We start from the raw sequence: 16,939 nt of genomic DNA on the forward strand, positions 1-16,939 counted from the left end.
CTCGGCGGCAGACGCCGAGCAAGGGCCGCCCCGCTGCGAGGGCGTCGTCCCCCTTCCCGCAGCGCGCAGCGTTGCGTGAGAAAGGAGAAAGCGCGCAGCGCCACAGGGGGATGCCATGCTCAGAGGGCGACGGCCTTCTCGATGATCACGTCTTCCTTCGGCACGTCGTCGTGGAAACCCTTGCGGCCGGTCTTCACGGCCTTGATCTTGTCCACCACGTCGGCGCCGCCAACCACCTTGCCGAACACGGCATAGCCCCAGCCCTGGGCCGAGGGGGCGGTGTGGTTCAGGAAGCCGTTGTCGGCCACGTTGATGAAGAACTGGGCTGTGGCCGAGTGCGGGTCGCTGGTGCGGGCCATGGCCACGGTGTAGTTGGCGTTCTTGAGGCCGTTGTTGGCTTCGTTCTCAATAGGCGCGTCAGAGTTTTTCTGGTTCATGCCGGGCTCAAAACCGCCGCCTTGCACCATGAACCCGGGGATCACGCGGTGGAAGATGGTGTTGTTGTAGTGGCCCTTGTTCACATACGACAGGAAGTTGGCCACCGACTTGGGGGCCTTGGCTTCGTCGAGTTCGAGGGTGATGACGCCGTAGCCGGCAATGTGCAGTTCGACTTGGGGGTTGCTCATGGCAAGGTTCTTTCGATCAATGAATCAACAAAAAGGGATTACTTCACCAGCGTGGCGGAGTTGATGGTGACGGGGGTGGTGGGCACGTTCTGGTGCGGGCCCTTGTTGCCCGTGGCCACGGCCTTGATCTTGTCGACCACGTCGTTACCGCTCACCACCTTGCCGAACACGGCATAGCCATGGCCGTCCGGGCTGGGGGCGTTGAGCATGGCGTTGTCCTTCACATTGATGAAGAACTGCGACGTGGCGGAGTTGGGGTTGCCCGTGCGCGCCATGGCGATGGTGTAGTTGTCGTTCTTGAGGCCGTTGCTGGCTTCAAGGGGAATCGGGGCCTTGGTGGGCTTGGGGATCAGGTCGGCGGTGAAGCCGCCGCCCTGGATCATGAAGCCGTCGATCACGCGGTGGAACACTGTGCCGTCATAGTGCTTGTCCTTGACGTAGCCCAGGAAGTTCTCGACCGTCTTGGGCGCCTTGGCAGGATCGAGCTGGACCACGATGTCGCCCATCGAGGTGGACAGCTTGACCTTGGGGGCATCCTCCGCATGAACGGATGCTACTGAAAACATAGCTGCTAGCGCAACACTGGCAAGCGCCAGGGTCGAATTTCTTCTGGAAATCATCCAATCACTCCTTCGAAAAATATCTGCCATTGTTGGCCCCGCCGCGCCCAGTACTGGCGCTTGACGGGGCCCGTGCGGGCGCCTTCGGCGACTTCGCCGAACGTTACCACCATGGTGTCGGCGGAATCTGTCCAGCGCAGGTAAGACTTGTCCTTGAGGTGTAGTTCCCTGCCCCGCAGTGCGCGGGTCTCGGTCTTGAGCACCTGGGACCATTCTTCCAGCGGCTTCTTGCGGTAGCTCTGGAAATCCGGTGCGTAAAAGCCCAGCAGGCGCTTCATGTCGCCTTCGGTCTTGGCGCTGCGCCAGGCGTTGAGCACCGCGTCGAAAGACTTGCGGTCTGCCTGAACGGCGTGCGGTGCCACCCATTGCAATTGGCGGGCGATGACCACGGGCGTGGAGCGGGGCTCCACGGTGCGCAGAATGCGTTCCAGGTCGGGGTTGGCCAGCACCAGGCAACCATCGGTGGCCAGCGGGGCGCGGGCGAACTGGTCGGGCGGCGTGCCGTGCAGCCAGATGCCGCTGCCAGTCTTGCCCCGGCTCTGGTCCAGGGGGTTGGGGTAGTTGATGGGCAGGGCGCCTGCGCCGTAGAAGTCCTTGAGCGTGGCGGGGTCCAGCCGGCTGGTGATGAAGTAGACCCCGAGCGGCGTGCGCTGGTCGCCTTCCAGGTTTTTCTCGATGCCCAGCTTGCCCACCGAGGCATAGTAGTCCGCAATCAGCTGCAGGCCCTTGGGGGTGTTCTCGAAAAGATACAGGCGTGAGCGCGAAGCGTCCACGGCAATCGCATGGCGCGAGCGGGGCGAGAGCTCCAGGAACTGGGCTGGAATACTGTGTGCTGGCGGGCGGCTGCGTTGGGCGTCCACGCGCTGGCGCGACTCGTTGCGCAGTTCTTCCAGGGTGGTGGCCACCTGCAGGCTGCGCGCCGTGTCGGGTTCTGGCACATCGCCCATGCGGCGGATGGGCCGTGTGCGTGACATCAGCAGGTCGCCCACGGCCAGCTGCGCGAGCTGGAAGTTGGGATAGTCGCGCGCCAGGGTTTCTGCCTGGGCCAGCGCCTCGCGGCTGCGGCCTTCCGCGATGAGCTTGTAAACCGCCAGCAGGCGGGTTTCCGCCTGTCCGTCGCGCAGGTCGGGCGACTTGGCGGTGGCCGGTTCTGCCGCAGAGGGGGCGGCTGTGCGGCCGACCTTGCCGCTCTGGGCGTGCGCGGGCGCCGCCTGCAGCAGTGCGGCGAGGAAAAAAGTGCCAGCCGCGGCACAGCGGCCTGGTGCGGACAGCTCCACAAACATGCGCGGTTTCAGGTTCAGGCCTTCAGGGGCGGGCCGCAGAAAACGCCCGCGCTGCAGGCGCAGGCCCGGTCGGGGCTCAAGGTCAACCGCCGGTGGATTCGCGGACGATGGTCCAGCGGCCGTTGTGGTTCACCAGATCCAGCGTCTTGCGGCTGGTTACATTGAGAGCATCGGCGGTGTAGGCTTGGCGAAAGCGGGCAGTGGCCTTGCTGCCATTGACCGCAACGCTGATATCGGATAGCTGGACGCTGATCTTGGATTTGCCCACGATGCGCGCCTCGCGCTCTTTTTCCCAGACGGCGCGCGTCTGGCGACCGGGTGGATCGAAGGATTTGTCGTAGGCACCCAGGTAGCCTGGCATGTCTTTGGAGGACCAGGCGGTGGCCCATGCCTGCACGGCGGATGTGACGGCCTGGACGGTGGCAGCGTCGCTCGCCGCTGCTGGGGCGGTGGCGGGTGCTGCGGCAGCCGCCTGGGTTTGGGTTGTCGCAGGAGCGGGTGTAGCGGCGGGAGCTGGCGCTGGTGCCGGTGTGGGGGCTGCCGCCGGGGCCGGTGCAGGCGCTGGGGCGGCTGCGGTTGGCGCGGGCCGCTGCGTGGCCACTATGGCGGGGGCCGGCGCGGTAGCGGGTGCGGTGGCAGCAGGACGGCCTGGCTTGCCGGTGGCATCGGGTGCGAACAATTCGCGGATCAGCGCCAGCTTGGGTTTGACGGAGTTAGCGTTGGTGGCATCGAGCTGCAGCGCCTTGTTGTATGCCTGGCTGGCGAGCTTGGCGTAGATGTCGCCGAGGTTCTCGTGGGCGGTGGCGTAGCTGGGGTTGGTGCGGATCGCCATCTCCAGTGCCGTGCGGGCCTTGTCCAGCTGGTTCTGGTTGGCGTAAAGCACTGCCAGGTTGTTGTAGGGCTCGGGCAGCTCGGGATATTCTTCCGTCAGCTTGGTGAAGGTGGTGATGGCATCGGCGGGCTTGCCCGAATCTGCCTGCGCCACGCCGCGCAGGAAGCGCAACTGCGGGTCGCGTGGGTTGGCTGCCAGACGCTGGTCGGCCTTGGCGAGCGCGTCGGCGGGCTTGCCGGCCTTGATCAGCTGGGTGATTTCCGTGTAGTCGTCGGCCTGGGCCGCGCCAGTGCCCACAAGCGCGGTCAGTGCCAGCAGGCGCAGGAGGCGTGGAAGTGTGCGGCGGACTTGCTTCATGGGGGCTTCAAAGGTGTTGGGCAGCGTCTGTCCCGGGCGGGGGCTTATACTGCGGCGGATTGTAGCTGAGGGGGTTGTCATGACGGTACGCTGTTGCCGCGGGTGATTTCGCTAGAGGCCCCTCGCTGGGCCAACCCCCACCAAGGGGCCGCCGCCCCCTGCTGCCGGGGCTCATTTCGCCCACCCCATCAAGTCTCCGTTACTGAAATCCCATGAGTTTGCGCATCTACAACACGCTGTCGCGTGCATTGGAAGACTTTTCCCCGCTCGAACCTGGCCATGTGCGCATGTATGTGTGCGGCATGACCATCTATGACCTGTGCCACATCGGGCACGCCCGCATGATGATGGCGTTCGATGTCGTGCAGCGCTGGCTGAAAAGCAGTGGCTACCGCGTCACCTATGTGCGCAACATCACGGACATTGACGACAAGATCATCAAGCGCGCGCTGGAGCGGGGCATCACCATCCGCGCCCTCACCGACGAGATGATCGCCGCCATGCACCAGGACATCGGTCTGCTGGGCATCGAGCCGCCCTCGGTCGAACCCCGCGCCACCGAATACGTGCCCCAGATGCTCTCGCTCATCGGCCAGTTGGAAGGCAAGGGCCTGGCCTACCGCGCCAGCAACGGTGACGTGAACTATTCCGTGCGCAAGTTCGACGGCTACGGGAAGCTGTCGGGCAAGTCGCTCGATGAACTCCGGGCGGGTGAACGCGTGGCGGTGCTCGACGGCAAGGAAGACCCACTCGACTTCGTGCTGTGGAAGTCCTCCAAGCCCGAGGAGCCGCCCGAGGCCAAGTGGGACAGCGAATTCGGCTCCGGCCGCCCTGGCTGGCACATCGAATGCTCTGCCATGTGCGGCGCCACGCTGGGCGAGACGTTTGACATTCACGGCGGCGGGGCCGATTTGCAGTTCCCGCACCACGAAAATGAGATCGCCCAGAGCGAGGGCGCCACCGGCAAGCCGCTGGCCAAGTTCTGGGTGCACAACGGCTTCGTGCGGGTCGACAACGAGAAGATGTCCAAGAGCCTGGGCAACTTCTTCACCATCCGCGACGTGCTCAATACCTACGACGCGGAGACGGTGCGCTTTTTCATCGTGCGCGCCCACTACCGCAGTGCGCTGAACTACAGCGATGCCCATCTGGACGACGCGCGCCAGGCCTTGAAGCGCCTGTACACCGCGCTGAGCCTGGTGGCACCCGCCGATGTGGCAAGCATTGATTGGGCCGACCCTCACGCCGCGCGCTTCAAGGCGGCAATGAACGAAGACTTCGGCACGCCCGAGGCGGTGGCCGTGCTGTTTGACCTGGCCGGTGAAGTCAACAAGACACGTTCAGCCGGGCTGGCGGGACTGCTCAAGGCGCTCGGAGATTGCCTGGGCATCTTGCAAGGTGACCCCAAAACCTTCCTGCAGGCGGGGGCGGGCGGGGTGGACGAGGCGGACATCCAGGCGCAGATTGCGGCCCGCGCTGCGGCCAAGGCGGCCAAGAACTTCGCGGAGGCCGACCGCATTCGCAATGCGCTGCTGGCCCAGGGCATCGTGCTGAAGGACTCCGCCGCAGGCACCACCTGGGAAGCTGCGCAGTGATCTTCAAATCTCTAGTGAAAAACGCCCCTGCGGCAGACAGGGTTTGCGGTGGCTGCTACTAAAAAAATAGCGCCAGATGCCCTGGTTGCAGAACCCGCGCTGGCCACGCCCGACTACTGGTCCGAGGCGTGCAAACACCTGGTGAAGAAGGACCGGGTGATGAAGCGCCTGATCCCGCAGTTTGGCGATGCCGCATTGCAGAAACGCGGCGACGCGTTCACCACGCTGGCGCGGTCGATCGTGGGCCAGCAGGTCTCGGTGAAGGCCGCGCAGACCGTGTGGGAGCGTTTTGTTGCGCTCCCCCGCAGCATGAAGCCCGCCTCCGTGCTCAAGCTGAAAATCGACGACATGCGTGCTGCCGGCCTGTCGGCCCGCAAAGTGGACTACCTGGTGGACCTCGCCATCCACTTTGAAGAAGGCAAGCTGCACGTGAAGGACTGGGCGGCGATGGACGACGAAGCCATCATTGCCGAGCTGGTCGCCATCCGCGGCATTGGCCGCTGGACGGCGGAGATGTTCCTGATCTTCTATCTGATGCGGCCCAACGTATTGCCCCTGGACGACCCAGGGTTGATCGCCGGCATCAGCCACAACTATTTCTCGGGCGACCCCGTCAGCCGCAGCGACGCCCGCGAGGTGGCCGAGGCCTGGAAGCCCTGGAGCAGTGTGGCGACTTGGTATATTTGGCGCTCGCTCGACCCATTGCCCGTTGCTAACTGACGCGCTTTAGAAAACTCGTTAACCGTCGGTTACAGTGCGTGCCATTCATGGCAGCCGCAACCGTCGCGATCCCCTAGGAGAAAAACGTTGGCGAAAAAAACCTTTCTGGATTTCGAACAGCCGATTGCTGAACTCGAATCCAAAATCGAAGAACTGCGCTACGTGCAGACCGAGAGTGCCGTCGATATCTCGGAAGAGATCGACCAGCTGAGCAAGAAGAGCCAGCAACTCACCAAAGACATTTACAGCGAACTGTCGCCCTGGCAGATCACGAAGATTGCCCGCCACCCCGAGCGTCCCTACACGCTCGACTACGTGCGTGACATCTTCACCGACTTTGTCGAACTGCATGGCGACCGCCACTATTCAGACGACCTGTCTATCGTGGGTGGGTTGGCGCGTTTCAACGGCCACGCCTGCATGGTGCTGGGCCACCAGAAGGGGCGCGACACGAAGGAGCGCGCGATGCGCAACTTCGGCATGAGCAAGCCCGAGGGCTACCGCAAGGCCCTGCGCCTCATGAAAACGGCCGAGAAGTTCAAGCTGCCCGTGTTCACTTTTGTGGATACGCCCGGAGCCTATCCCGGCATTGACGCCGAGGAGCGCGGCCAGTCCGAGGCCATCGGCCGCAACATCTTCGAGATGGCGCAGCTGGAAGTGCCCATCATCACCACCATCATTGGCGAAGGCGGCTCCGGCGGCGCACTGGCCATCAGCGTGGGCGACCAGGTCGTGATGCTGCAGTACGCCATCTATTCGGTCATCAGCCCAGAAGGCTGCGCCTCCATCCTCTGGAAAACCAGCGACAAAGCCCAGGAGGCTGCCGATGCCCTGGGCATTACCGCCCACCGCCTGAAGGCCCTGGGTCTGGTGGACAAGATCGTGAGCGAGCCCGTGGGCGGTGCCCACCGCGACCACAAGCAGATGGCCGCCTTTCTGAAGCGCGCGCTGGGCGACGCGTTCCGTCAGGTGGCCGACCTCAAGACCAAAGACCTGCTGGACCGCCGCTACGAGCGCTTGCAGAGCTACGGCCGCTTCAGCGACACCAAGGCCGACAGCCGCTGAGCGATTGGCAGTCTCTCGCGCATTGCGCCCACGGCCCTTCGGGGCCGTTGTTGTTTTTGCAGCCAGAACCTGGCGCCCTGCGCACTTACCCCGACTGGCGCACAGCCTGATACCGGATGTAACATGGCCCACGGCCGCCCGTGCGGTTGGATGAAGGGGTGCTCCATGTCGCTTCTGAAGACTCTCAAGGGCCAGATCCTCGCGCTGTCTGCCATGTGCATGATCGCTGCCCTGCTGGTGTTGACCCTGGTCAACTACCTTTCGGCGCGCGGGCAGGCACAGATCTCGCTGGCTGAAGAGGGGCTGGCTACCGCCAAAAGCCACGCCGAGACCATCGAGGAGTGGGCCCGGGCCAAGGCCGCGATCATCGCTGCGTCCGTCACCGCCTTTGAAGAGCCCGAGCCCGCCAAGCCGCTGGCCCTGCTGCGTGACGCAGGCAAGTTCAGCACGGCTTACTTTGGCTATGCCGACAAGAAGTATGTGTTTTCCGAAGCGCGCAATTTGCCCGCCGACTATGACCCCACTGCGCGGCCCTGGTACAAACAGGCGGCGCAGGCCGGCACATCGGTGGTCACGCCACCCTACATTTCAGCGTCTGACCAGAAGCTTGTTGTGACGTTCGCCACTCCGGTCGGCGCAGGCACAGCCCTCAAGGGCGTAGCGGCGGGCGACGTCTACATGGAGTCGGTGGTGGCCAACGTAGCCTCCATCCGGCCCACGCCCCAGAGCTTCGGTTTCCTGGTGGCAGCCGATGGCAAGATCATTGCCCACCGCGATCAGGCGCTCACCCTCAAGCCCATTGCGGAGCTTTCCAAAGACCTTGCCATCGACAAACTGGTGGCAGCCGCCAAAGACAGCAGCACCCTGCTGCCAGCAGACATTGGGGGGCGCAGCCGCCTGCTGAGCGTGGTCCCCATTGCGGGCACCTCGTGGATGCTGGTGGTGGCGCTGGATGAGAGCGAGGCAATGGCTCCCATCCGCTCGATGTTGGCCACATCCCTGGTCTCCAGCGTGCTGGTTCTGGTGGTGGCCGTGGGGCTGCTCGGCGTGATCCTGACCCGGCGCCTGCGCCAGCTGACCTTGGTGCGCGACGCCATGCACGAGATCGGTGCGGGCGACGGGGACCTCTCGCGCCGCATCGACGCGCAGGGCGAGGACGAACTGGCACAAATTGCCGCCAGCTTCAACAGCTTTGCGGGCAAGCTCTCGGGGGTGCTGGCGCAGATCCGCGATGCGAGCAGCTCGGTGCGTGTGGCCGCCGAAGAGATTGCCACCGGCAACCAGGACCTGAGTGGGCGCACCGAGCTCACGGCGTCTAGCCTGCAGGAGACCTCGGCCTCCATGCAGCAACTGACCGAAACCGTGCGCCACAACGCAGACTCTGCCCGGCAGGCCAACCAGCTGGTGGCCCAGGCGTCCAGCGTGGCGCAGCACGGCGGACAGGTGGTGGGCAACGTGGTGACCACCATGGAGCAGATCAACGCCGCGTCGCGCAAGATCAACGACATCATTGGCGTGATCGACGGCATTGCCTTTCAGACCAACATCCTCGCGCTGAATGCGGCGGTGGAGGCTGCACGCGCCGGCGAGCAAGGTCGTGGCTTTGCAGTGGTCGCGAGTGAAGTGCGCAGCCTGGCCGGGCGCAGTGCGGAGGCTGCCAAGGAAATCAAGCAGCTCATCAGCGCGTCGGTGGAACAGGTGGAAAACGGCTCGCGGCTGGTGCACGACGCGGGTACCACCATGAACGACATCGTGACCTCGGTGCAGCGCGTGACGGACATCATGGCCGAGATCACGGCATCCACCAACGAACAGAGCACGAGCATCAACGAGGTGGGGCAGGCGGTATCGCACCTTGACCAGATGACCCAGCAGAACGCCGCGCTGGTGGAGCAAAGCGCCGCAGCCGCGCAGAGCCTCAAGGACCAGTCGGTGCGGCTGTCGGAGGTGGTGGGCACGTTCCGTCTGTCCTCCGATGCCTCGCATGTCGCACCGCGTTTGTCTGCACCGGTTGCTTGATGGGGCAAAGAGTGTGAGAAGAAGGGAGGGCGCCCGCGATAATCGGCGCCCATGTACTCCCGCCCTGTCCATTGCTTTTGTGCACCTGATGCGGCACCACCGTTTCGTGGCGCAGGCCGGGTGCCGGAATGACCCAATCGTTCGATGCTGCCATGCAGGCGTTTGCGCCCGCACTGCCGCTGGCCGTGGGGCTGAGCGGCGGGGCCGACTCCACGGCACTGCTGCTGGCCTGTGCGCGCCGTTGGCCCGGGCAGGTGCGGGCCATCCATGTGCACCACGGCCTGCAGGCGGCGGCCGATGGGTTCGAGCAACATTGCGCTGCCTTGTGCCAAGACCTTGGTGTGCCGCTGTGGGTGGAGCGGCCGGACGCCCGCCACGCCCCTGGCCAGAGCCCCGAAGATGCTGCCAGGCAGGCAAGATACAAGGCTTTTGAGGCTGTAGCGCTTGCCAGTAAAGCGCAATTAGCTATTAAATCAATAGCGATTGCACAACACGCGGACGATCAGGCCGAGACGCTGCTGCTGGCGCTGTCGCGTGGCGCGGGCGTTGCCGGGCTGGCCGCCATGCCTGCCCGCTGGGAACGCGCCGGCGTGGTGTGGTACCGCCCGTTGCTGCCGGTGGCCGCCATAGACATCCGCAGCTGGCTGCGGGCGCAGGGGCAGGGTTGGGTGGAAGACCCCACCAACACCGACCAGCGCTACACCCGCAACCGTATTCGTGCACAACTGTTGCCTGCACTGGAGGCCGCCTTTCCCGCGTTTCGCGATACGTTCGCCCGCTCGGCATCCAACGCCGCGCAGGCGGCGGAACTGCAGGGCGAACTGGCGCAGCAGGATCTGGCACAGGTCGGCGTACCGCCGCAGATTACCGCGCTGCAGGGCTTGAGCCGGACGCGCCAGGCGAATGTGCTGCGCCACTGGTTGCGCCAGTTTCACCACACCACGCCCGCGGCGGCGCAGCTGGGCGAGTTGCTGGATCAGGTGGCCGTCTGCACAACACGCGGCCACCGCATCCACATCAAGGTGGGGCGTGGATTTGTGGTACGGGCCGGGCCAAATATCGATTGGCACAGTCCCCAGGTTTTGGTCCCCTGATCGCACGAACATTGGCGGCGCGCCACAACCGTGTTTTGCCTGGCGCCGTGGCTTCGGAGGCGTCACCCCAACAATTCCAATGGCATGGATCGTTCACGAAGAAGCCGGGTCCGGCACACTGATCACTTGTGAGGAAGACGAAAAAAATGGAACAAGCCGTTGTATCCGGCATCGCTTGCAACCGCGACGAAGCCAAGATCTCCGTGCTGGGCGTGCCCGGCAAGCCCGGCATCGCCTACCTGATCCTGGGCGCAGTGGCCGAGGCCAACATCGAAGTGGACGTGAACATCCAGAACGTGGGCAAGGACGGCAAGACCGACTTCAGTTTCACGGTCCATCGCGGCGACTGTGCGCGCACGGTGGACTTGCTCAAGGAAAAAGTGGCGCCTGCACTGGGCGTGCAAGAGGTCGTTGGCGACACCAAGATCTGCAAGGTCAGCATCGTCGGCATCGGCATGCGCAGCCATGTGGGCGTGGCCAGCAAGATGTTCCGCGCACTGAGCGAAGAGGGCATCAACGTCCAGATGATCTCCACCTCAGAAATCAAGACGTCGGTCGTGATTGACGAAAAGGACGTCGAACTGGCCGTGCGCAGCCTGCACAAGGCGTTCGAGCTGGACCAGGAAGCCGCCGAAACCGCCAGAAGCGCCTCAGAAATGGGGCATAATAGCGGGATTGGAAACGTGACCGAGTGGCCGAAGGTGCTCCCCTGCTAAGGGAGTATGGGGTGTAGAGCCTCATCGAGGGTTCGAATCCCTCCGTTTCCGCCAAGATAAAGCCCAAGTGATTCATTCACTTGGGCTTTTTTCTTTGGGCCATCTGTCTTTTCAGCCTGTCTTGCAGAGCCTTGCAAACCCGCAAGCCCACGCTGCGCTCATTCGTCGATGGAGGCACTCCAGCGGCTGCCCCACTCGCCCCCTTTGTTGCTCACTTTGTCGATCTCGCGCCGATCGCGTTTGGTGGGGCGGCCTTCGTGCAATGTGGCGGCGGGTTCGGGGGCCAGGCGGCGCAGTTCTGCGGCCTTCTCGCGGGCGGCGATGCTGTCGGGCGTCTCCTCATACAGCTGCTGCGCCACCGGCGCGGGCCCGCGCGCCCCGCTCAGGCCCCGGACCTGCACGGTGCGGGCCACTGGCCCTTGGCGCAGGGCCACGGTGTCGCCGCAGCGCAGATCCCGCGCGGGTTTGGCCAGCTGGCCATTGACCGTGACGCGGCCCTTGCCGATCTCTTCGGTGGCCAGACTGCGGGTTTTGTAGAAGCGGGCGCACCACAGCCACTTGTCGAGCCGCATTGTCTCCAGGGTGTTCATACGGGGGATTGTGCCGCGTGGATAGAGCCGCCCATGTCAGCCGATGGCGCGGCCAGCGGCAGGCGCACCACGGCGTCCAGCCCTGCCATCCTGCTGCCCACCATGCGGTTGGTCAAAGCGATGCTGCCACCGAGGGCTTGCACGATCTCATGGCAAATGGCCAGGCCCAGGCCGCTGCCCGTGCGCACATCGCCTGCTGAAAAGGGCTGGAAGAGGCGCGTCGCCAATTCATCGTCGATGCCGGGGCCGTGGTCGCTGATGGTCAGCGCCACGTGGTGGCTGTCGGTGCGCAGGTCCACGGTGAGTTCGCTGCCCTGCGGGGCATGGCGCACCGCGTTGTGCAGCAGGTTGCGGCTTAGCTCACGCAGCATCCATTCATGGGATTGGACCAATGCCGGCTCGGTGTGTATGCCGAAGTCCAGGTCGCGCTGTGCGATCAAGGGCGAGATCTCCAGCGCCACGGTGCGCAGCAGTTCGTCCAGCCGCGTGGCCGGGGGAGTGCTTTGCTGGCGCAGCTGCTCTACCTTGGCCAGCGCCAGCATTTGGTTGGCCAGCTGCGTGGCGCGGTCCACCGTATCGCTGATCTCCTGCAGTGCTTGCTGGGGCTCCACATCGCCGCGCAAGGCAGACTGCACCTGGGTCTTGAGCACCGCCAGCGGCGTGCGCAGCTGGTGCGAGGCATCGCGCACGAAGCGCTTTTGGTGCCGCAGCAAGTGGCGAAGGCGTTGCATGACCTCGTTGGTGGCATCGATCAGCGGCTGCAGCTCGCGCGGGGTGGACGGGGCGGCGATGGGGCTCAGGTCGCCCTCCCTGCGCCCTTGCAACTGCAGACTCAGCTGCCGCACGGGGTGGATGGCCCGCTGCACCACCAGCACCACGGTCAACGCGATCACGGCGATCAACAGTGCCTGGCGCAGCAAGGTATTGCGCAGAATCTGCAGGGCCAGTGTTTCGCGCACTTCCAGGGTTTCGGCCACCTGAATCACGGCCATGGCGCGGCCTTCGGAACTGGCCACGGGCTGCAGCAGCACGGCCACGCGCACGTCGCGGTCGCGGAAACGGTCGTCATAAAAATCCACCAGCGCGGCATAGGGTGGCCGGTCCGGGATGGTCCCGCGCCAAACAGGCAGCTCGTCAAACCCCGACACGATCTCACCGCGCAGCGTGGATACGCGGTAGAACATCTGGCTCTGGTTGTCGGCCTCGAAGGCCTCCAGCGCTGAATAGGGCACGATGGCGCGCAATTGCGCGGCGTCGTCGTAGCCCCGCACATCCAATTGTTCGCTGATGCTTTTGGCCGACGCCAGCAGGGTACGGTCGTAGGCCGTATTGAGCGAGGCCAGGGTTTGCTGATAGAGGCTATAGGTGTTGAAACCAATGAACAGCGCCACTGGCAGCAGGATGCCCAGGAGCAGGCGACGGCGCAGCGAAGGGTGGCGGGGCGAGCCCTTTGATCCTGTCATGTGTCGGCCCGCAGCAGATAGCCCAGCCCGCGCAACGTCATCAGGGTCAGTCCGGTGCCTGCCATCTTCTTGCGCAGGCGGTACACCACGACCTCAATGGCCTCGTACTGCACATCCAGCTGGCCGGGGAACACCAGTTCGTACAGCCGCTCCTTGGTTACGGCATGGCCTGGCTGGGCGAGCAAGGCGTGCATCAGCGCCAGTTCGCGCGGTGTCAGCTCCATCACTTCGCCATTCAGGTAGAGCGCGCCGCTGTCCTTGTCGTAGCGGATGGCGCCGATCTGCACGGTGCTGGGCGCCATGGGAGTGCCGGGGGCAGGGTCGGCGCTGCGGCGCACCAGGGCGCGCAGGCGCGCTTCCAGTTCATCCAGATCAAAGGGTTTTGGCAGGTAGTCGTCCGCCCCAGCGTTCAGGCCCATCACGCGGTCGCCCACGGTGCCGCGTGCGGTGAGGATGAGCACGGGGGTGCGCAGTCCGCGCGAGCGGGCCTGTTGCAGCACCTGCAGACCATCCAACCCGGGCAGGGTCAGGTCCAGGATCACCGCATCGGGCTGCCGGGCGGCCCATTGACTGAGTGCTGCACGGCCGTCTCCCACGGCGGTGACTTCCATGCCACGGCGTGTCAGTGCGCGGTGCAGCGTGGCCTGCATGGTGGGGTCGTCTTCAACAAGAAGCAGTTGCATGCGCGGCACCATATCACCGTCTCATTGTGCGGGGCGCATGAGTGTTTTCCCTGAGTCCACGGACAGCCGTTTGACAGGCAGGGCGCGCATCATCGAGCGGTTCGCAAACCTTACAAGGAGACTCCATGCGTCGCGATATCTTCCTCAAATCGCTGGCAGCCATGGCCGCTGCAGGCGTGCTGCCCGTTTCGGCCCAGAGCGCACCGACCCTCAAGATGATGATCCCCGCCAACCCCGGCGGTGGCTGGGATTCCACGGGCCGTGCCTTGGGCAAAGCCATGCAGGATGCAGGCGCCGCATCGTCGGTGTCCTATGACAACAAGGGTGGCGCTGCGGGTGCGATCGGCCTGGCCCAGTTCGTCAACGCCAGCAAGGGCGACCCGAACGCCATGATGGTGATGGGCGCCGTGATGCTGGGTGGCATCATCACCGGCAAGCCGCCGGTGGGCCTGGACAAGGTCACGCCACTGGCACGTTTGACCAGCGAATACAACGTGTTCGTGCTGCCCGCCAATTCGCCGTTCAAGTCCATGAAGGATGTGGTGGACCAGCTCAAGAAAGACCCTGGCAGCGTGAAGTGGGGCGGTGGTTCGCGTGGCTCCACCGAGCACATCGCAGCCGCGATGATCGCGCGCGAAGTGGGCGTGGACCCTTCCAAGATCAACTACGTGGCTTTCCGTGGGGGTGGTGAGGCCACCGCCGCCATCCTGGGTGGCAACGTCACCGTGGGCGGCAGCGGCTACAGCGAGTTTGCCGAGTACATCTCTGCGGGCAAGATGCGCGCCGTGGGCGTCACCTCGGGTTCGCGCCTGAAGGGCGTAAACGTGGCCACGCTCAAGGAGCAGGGCATCAACGTCGAAATCGGCAACTGGCGCGGTGTGTATGGCGCGCCCGGCATCACGGCCGAGCAGCGCAAGGCGCTGATCGACGCGCTGGCGAAGACCTTCAAGCACAAGGCCTGGCAAGATGCCATGGAGAAGAACGGCTGGACACCCGCCTGGATGGCCGGTGACGAGTTTGCCAACTTCGTGGATGCCGAGTTCGCCAGCATGCGCGCCACGATGGCCAAGTCCGGAATGATCTGAAGCAAGGCGCGCCAGTCGCCTTCAACCCTGTGGGGGTGGGTGGTGGCGCTGCCGCAGCAGTGGTTGGTGCGAAGGAAAAAAACATGACACAACAACATTCGTCGCGCTCCAAGCCCTTGCAGACCCTGATAGGGGCGGGGCTGGTGGTGCTTGCGCTGTGCCTGGCTTGGGGCGCCAGCTCGGTCAGCTCTGAAGCTGGCTATGGCGGTGTAGGCCCCAATTTCTTCCCCTGGATGGTCAGCATTGCCTTGCTGATCTGCGGTGTGCTCTGCGTGGTGCATGCCCTGACCGGGGGGTTTCGTGAGCTGGAAGAAGGATCGGGCGACGAGCACGCCCACTGGAAGGGCTTCATCTGGGTGTCGGCCGGGCTGCTGCTCAATGCCCTGCTCATCACGACGCTGGGCTTTATCCTGAGCTGCGCGCTGTGCTTTGTGCTGTCGGTGCGGGGCTTCCGGAGTTCCGAAGGCGAACTGGACCTGCGCCTGCAGGCCTGGATCAAGGATTCTTTCATCGGTGTGGCCGTGGCCGCCCCGGTGTACTGGATGTTTACGCAATTGCTGGCCATCAACCTGCCCGGCCTGACCAACACGGGGTGGCTGTAAAGCCTGCACGCTATGGAAACGTTGAATCTCTTGATGCAGGGTTTTGCAACCGCTGCGACCCCCATCAACCTGATGTGGGCCTTCGTGGGCTGCATGATTGGCACCGCCGTGGGCGTGCTGCCCGGCATCGGGCCCGCTGTGGCCGTGGCCATGCTGCTGCCCATCACCGTCAAGGTCGAGGCCACGGCCTCCATGATCTTCTTTGCCGGCATCTACTACGGAGCCATGTACGGCGGCTCCACCACCTCCATCCTGCTCAACACACCCGGTGAGGCCGGGTCCATGGTGACTGCCATGGAGGGCAACAAGATGGCCAAGAACGGCCGCGCCGGCGCAGCGCTGGCCACGGCCGCGATTGGCTCGTTTGTTGCGGGCACCATTGCCACGGTGCTGGTCACGTTTTTTGCCCCATTGGTGGCTGAATACGCCGTGCGCCTGGGCCCGCCCGAGTACTTCATGCTCATGGTGCTGGCCTTCACCACCGTGAGCGCGGTGCTGGGCAAGAGCACGCTGCGTGGCATGGTCGCCCTGTTCGTGGGGCTGGCAATGGGCCTTATCGGTATCGACCAGATCTCGGGCCAGGCGCGCTACACCGGCGGCGTGCCCGAGCTGATGGATGGCATCGAGGTGGTGTTGATCGCCGTGGGCCTGTTTGCGGTGGGCGAAGCCTTGTACAACGTGATGTACGAAGGCAAGTCCGACGAGACGCAGAACCGCCTGACGAGCACACACATGACCAAGGAAGAGTGGAAGCGATCGTGGCCGGCCTGGCTGCGTGCCACGTTCATCGGCTTTCCGTTCGGCACCATCCCTGCAGGCGGCAGCGAGATCCCCACCTTCCTGAGCTACGCGGCTGAAAAGAAGCTCAGCAAGAACAAGGAAGAGTTCGGCACCACCGGCGCCATCGAAGGCGTGGCTGGCCCCGAGGCCGCCAACAACGCGGCCATCACGGCCACGCTGATCCCGCTGCTCACGCTGGGCATCCCCACGTCGAACACCACGGCCATTTTGCTGGGGGCGTTCCAGAACTACGGCATCCAGCCCGGGCCGCAGCTGTTTGACACCAACGGTGCGCTGGTGTGGGCGCTGATCGCGTCGATGTACATCGGCAACGTGATGCTGCTCATCCTGAACCTGCCTCTGGTGGGCCTGTGGGTGAAGCTGCTGAACATTCCCAAGTCGTACCTGTACGCGGGCATTCTGGTGTTCTCCACGCTGGGCGTGTATGGCATGCGCCAGAGCGCGTTCGACCTGGTACTGCTGTATGCGATTGGCCTCTTGGGTGTGGTGATGCGCCGCTTTGACTTCCCGGCCGCACCAGTGGTGGTGGGCATGATCCTGGGCCCCTTGGCCGAGGCGCAGATGCGCAATGCGGTGTCGATTGGTGAAGGCAAGTGGACCATCTTCCTGGAACGTCCAGGCTCGCTGACACTGATCATCATCGTGCTGGCCGTGCTCATCCTGCCGCGCCTGCTGCGGCGCTGGGCGGCGCGCAAGCTGGCGTTGGCGCAGACCTGACCGGACGCGCGCAGTGCGCGTCCTCCACCCACAAAAAACCGCGCTGCAATGGCGCGGTTTTTTGTTTTTTG

General features: G+C 64.4%; 15 protein-coding genes, 1 tRNA gene and 1 pseudogene. 10 read left to right on the plus strand and 7 right to left on the minus strand.

Features of this window, described 5'->3' with window-relative positions:
* Positions 1 to 119 precede the first annotated feature (119 nt).
* The 4 genes from ARADN35_RS0106745 to ARADN35_RS0106760 form a co-directional block, all read right to left on the minus strand.
* Positions 120 to 626 carry a peptidylprolyl isomerase gene (locus ARADN35_RS0106745; RefSeq protein ID WP_010460411.1) on the minus strand — a complete coding sequence of 169 codons (507 nt, stop codon included), beginning with the start codon at positions 624 to 626 and terminating at the stop codon, positions 120 to 122.
* 38 nt (positions 627 to 664) lie between these two features.
* Positions 665 to 1,246, minus strand: coding sequence for a peptidylprolyl isomerase (locus tag ARADN35_RS0106750; RefSeq protein ID WP_029413587.1), 582 nt, complete (start codon positions 1,244 to 1,246; stop codon positions 665 to 667).
* The gene (locus tag ARADN35_RS0106755) at positions 1,243 to 2,529 is read right to left on the minus strand and encodes a L,D-transpeptidase family protein (RefSeq protein ID WP_010460415.1); all 1,287 of its coding nucleotides are present in this window, start codon (positions 2,527 to 2,529) and stop codon (positions 1,243 to 1,245) included. The genes ARADN35_RS0106750 and ARADN35_RS0106755 overlap by 4 nt, the downstream gene beginning before the upstream one ends.
* A gap of 82 nt (positions 2,530 to 2,611) precedes the next feature.
* Entirely contained in the window at positions 2,612 to 3,718 is a 1,107-nt protein-coding gene (locus tag ARADN35_RS0106760; protein WP_010460417.1) for a nuclear transport factor 2 family protein, read from the minus strand.
* 212 nt (positions 3,719 to 3,930) lie between these two features.
* Between ARADN35_RS0106760 and cysS the strand changes: the two genes are divergently transcribed.
* From cysS to ARADN35_RS0106795, 7 genes and pseudogenes are all read left to right on the plus strand, one after another.
* Positions 3,931 to 5,313 (plus strand): cysteine--tRNA ligase, encoded by a 1,383-nt coding sequence (gene cysS / locus ARADN35_RS0106765; RefSeq protein WP_010460419.1) that lies wholly within the window; start codon positions 3,931 to 3,933, stop codon positions 5,311 to 5,313.
* Positions 5,314 to 5,361: 48 nt separating this feature from the next.
* Entirely contained in the window at positions 5,362 to 6,033 is a 672-nt protein-coding gene (locus ARADN35_RS0106770; RefSeq protein ID WP_029413591.1) for a DNA-3-methyladenine glycosylase family protein, read from the plus strand.
* Positions 6,034 to 6,120: 87 nt separating this feature from the next.
* Complete coding sequence (locus ARADN35_RS0106775) at positions 6,121 to 7,098, plus strand: acetyl-CoA carboxylase carboxyltransferase subunit alpha (RefSeq protein ID WP_010460423.1); 978 nt, start codon at positions 6,121 to 6,123, stop codon at positions 7,096 to 7,098.
* A 165-nt stretch (positions 7,099 to 7,263) separates the two neighbouring features.
* Positions 7,264 to 9,117 (plus strand): methyl-accepting chemotaxis protein, encoded by a 1,854-nt coding sequence (locus ARADN35_RS25995; RefSeq protein WP_010460425.1) that lies wholly within the window; start codon positions 7,264 to 7,266, stop codon positions 9,115 to 9,117.
* Between the two features lie 128 nt (positions 9,118 to 9,245).
* Entirely contained in the window at positions 9,246 to 10,211 is a 966-nt protein-coding gene (gene tilS / locus ARADN35_RS0106785; protein ID WP_010460427.1) for a tRNA lysidine(34) synthetase TilS, read from the plus strand.
* Between the two features lie 91 nt (positions 10,212 to 10,302).
* Positions 10,303 to 10,843, plus strand: a pseudogene (locus tag ARADN35_RS26915) (ACT domain-containing protein); the annotation flags it as partial.
* Between the two features lie 45 nt (positions 10,844 to 10,888).
* Positions 10,889 to 10,981 (plus strand) — tRNA-Ser (locus ARADN35_RS0106795).
* Positions 10,982 to 11,085: 104 nt separating this feature from the next.
* Here ARADN35_RS0106795 and ARADN35_RS0106800 read toward each other — a convergent pair.
* Genes ARADN35_RS0106800 through ARADN35_RS0106810 form a run of 3 tightly spaced genes read right to left on the minus strand, consistent with a single transcriptional unit; the run spans position 11,086 to position 13,675 of the window.
* Complete coding sequence (locus tag ARADN35_RS0106800) at positions 11,086 to 11,517, minus strand: RNA-binding S4 domain-containing protein (RefSeq protein ID WP_029413597.1); 432 nt, start codon at positions 11,515 to 11,517, stop codon at positions 11,086 to 11,088.
* Positions 11,514 to 12,980: a sensor histidine kinase gene (locus tag ARADN35_RS0106805; RefSeq protein ID WP_010460430.1), complete on the minus strand. Its 1,467-nt coding sequence runs from the start codon at positions 12,978 to 12,980 to the stop codon at positions 11,514 to 11,516. The genes ARADN35_RS0106800 and ARADN35_RS0106805 overlap by 4 nt, the downstream gene beginning before the upstream one ends.
* On the minus strand, positions 12,977 to 13,675 hold the full coding sequence (locus ARADN35_RS0106810) for a response regulator transcription factor (RefSeq protein ID WP_010460431.1): 699 nt from the start codon (positions 13,673 to 13,675) through the stop codon (positions 12,977 to 12,979). Before ARADN35_RS0106810 ends, ARADN35_RS0106805 begins: the two co-directional genes overlap by 4 nt.
* A gap of 113 nt (positions 13,676 to 13,788) precedes the next feature.
* On the opposite strand from ARADN35_RS0106810, the gene ARADN35_RS0106815 reads away from it, so the two are divergent.
* The 3 genes from ARADN35_RS0106815 to ARADN35_RS0106825 all read left to right on the plus strand — a co-directional run bounded on the left by ARADN35_RS0106815 (position 13,789) and on the right by ARADN35_RS0106825 (position 16,868).
* Complete coding sequence (locus ARADN35_RS0106815; protein WP_010460433.1) at positions 13,789 to 14,748, plus strand: Bug family tripartite tricarboxylate transporter substrate binding protein; 960 nt, start codon at positions 13,789 to 13,791, stop codon at positions 14,746 to 14,748.
* Between the two features lie 83 nt (positions 14,749 to 14,831).
* Positions 14,832 to 15,350, plus strand: a complete 519-nt coding sequence (locus ARADN35_RS0106820; RefSeq protein WP_010460435.1) for a tripartite tricarboxylate transporter TctB family protein — start codon at positions 14,832 to 14,834, stop codon at positions 15,348 to 15,350.
* A 12-nt stretch (positions 15,351 to 15,362) separates the two neighbouring features.
* Entirely contained in the window at positions 15,363 to 16,868 is a 1,506-nt protein-coding gene (locus ARADN35_RS0106825) for a tripartite tricarboxylate transporter permease (protein ID WP_029413600.1), read from the plus strand.
* The last annotated feature ends 71 nt before the right edge of the window (positions 16,869 to 16,939 follow it).

Source organism: Acidovorax radicis N35, assembly GCF_000204195.1.
GTDB lineage: Bacteria > Pseudomonadota > Gammaproteobacteria > Burkholderiales > Burkholderiaceae_C > Acidovorax > Acidovorax radicis.

What these genes read in the sequence shown, in the direction of transcription:
- ARADN35_RS0106745 (WP_010460411.1), bottom strand. Translation starts at nt 626, where the DNA reads ATGAGCAACCCCCAAGTCGAACTGCACATTGCCGGCTACGGCGTCATC.
- ARADN35_RS0106750 (WP_029413587.1), bottom strand. Translation starts at nt 1,246, where the DNA reads ATGATTTCCAGAAGAAATTCGACCCTGGCGCTTGCCAGTGTTGCGCTA.
- ARADN35_RS0106755 (WP_010460415.1), bottom strand. Translation starts at nt 2,529, where the DNA reads ATGTTTGTGGAGCTGTCCGCACCAGGCCGCTGTGCCGCGGCTGGCACT.
- ARADN35_RS0106760 (WP_010460417.1), bottom strand. Translation starts at nt 3,718, where the DNA reads ATGAAGCAAGTCCGCCGCACACTTCCACGCCTCCTGCGCCTGCTGGCA.
- cysS (WP_010460419.1), top strand. Translation starts at nt 3,931, where the DNA reads ATGAGTTTGCGCATCTACAACACGCTGTCGCGTGCATTGGAAGACTTT.
- ARADN35_RS25995 (WP_010460425.1), top strand. Translation starts at nt 7,264, where the DNA reads ATGTCGCTTCTGAAGACTCTCAAGGGCCAGATCCTCGCGCTGTCTGCC.
- tilS (WP_010460427.1), top strand. Translation starts at nt 9,246, where the DNA reads ATGACCCAATCGTTCGATGCTGCCATGCAGGCGTTTGCGCCCGCACTG.
- ARADN35_RS0106800 (WP_029413597.1), bottom strand. Translation starts at nt 11,517, where the DNA reads ATGAACACCCTGGAGACAATGCGGCTCGACAAGTGGCTGTGGTGCGCC.
- ARADN35_RS0106805 (WP_010460430.1), bottom strand. Translation starts at nt 12,980, where the DNA reads ATGACAGGATCAAAGGGCTCGCCCCGCCACCCTTCGCTGCGCCGTCGC.
- ARADN35_RS0106810 (WP_010460431.1), bottom strand. Translation starts at nt 13,675, where the DNA reads ATGGTGCCGCGCATGCAACTGCTTCTTGTTGAAGACGACCCCACCATG.
- ARADN35_RS0106815 (WP_010460433.1), top strand. Translation starts at nt 13,789, where the DNA reads ATGCGTCGCGATATCTTCCTCAAATCGCTGGCAGCCATGGCCGCTGCA.
- ARADN35_RS0106820 (WP_010460435.1), top strand. Translation starts at nt 14,832, where the DNA reads ATGACACAACAACATTCGTCGCGCTCCAAGCCCTTGCAGACCCTGATA.
- ARADN35_RS0106825 (WP_029413600.1), top strand. Translation starts at nt 15,363, where the DNA reads ATGGAAACGTTGAATCTCTTGATGCAGGGTTTTGCAACCGCTGCGACC.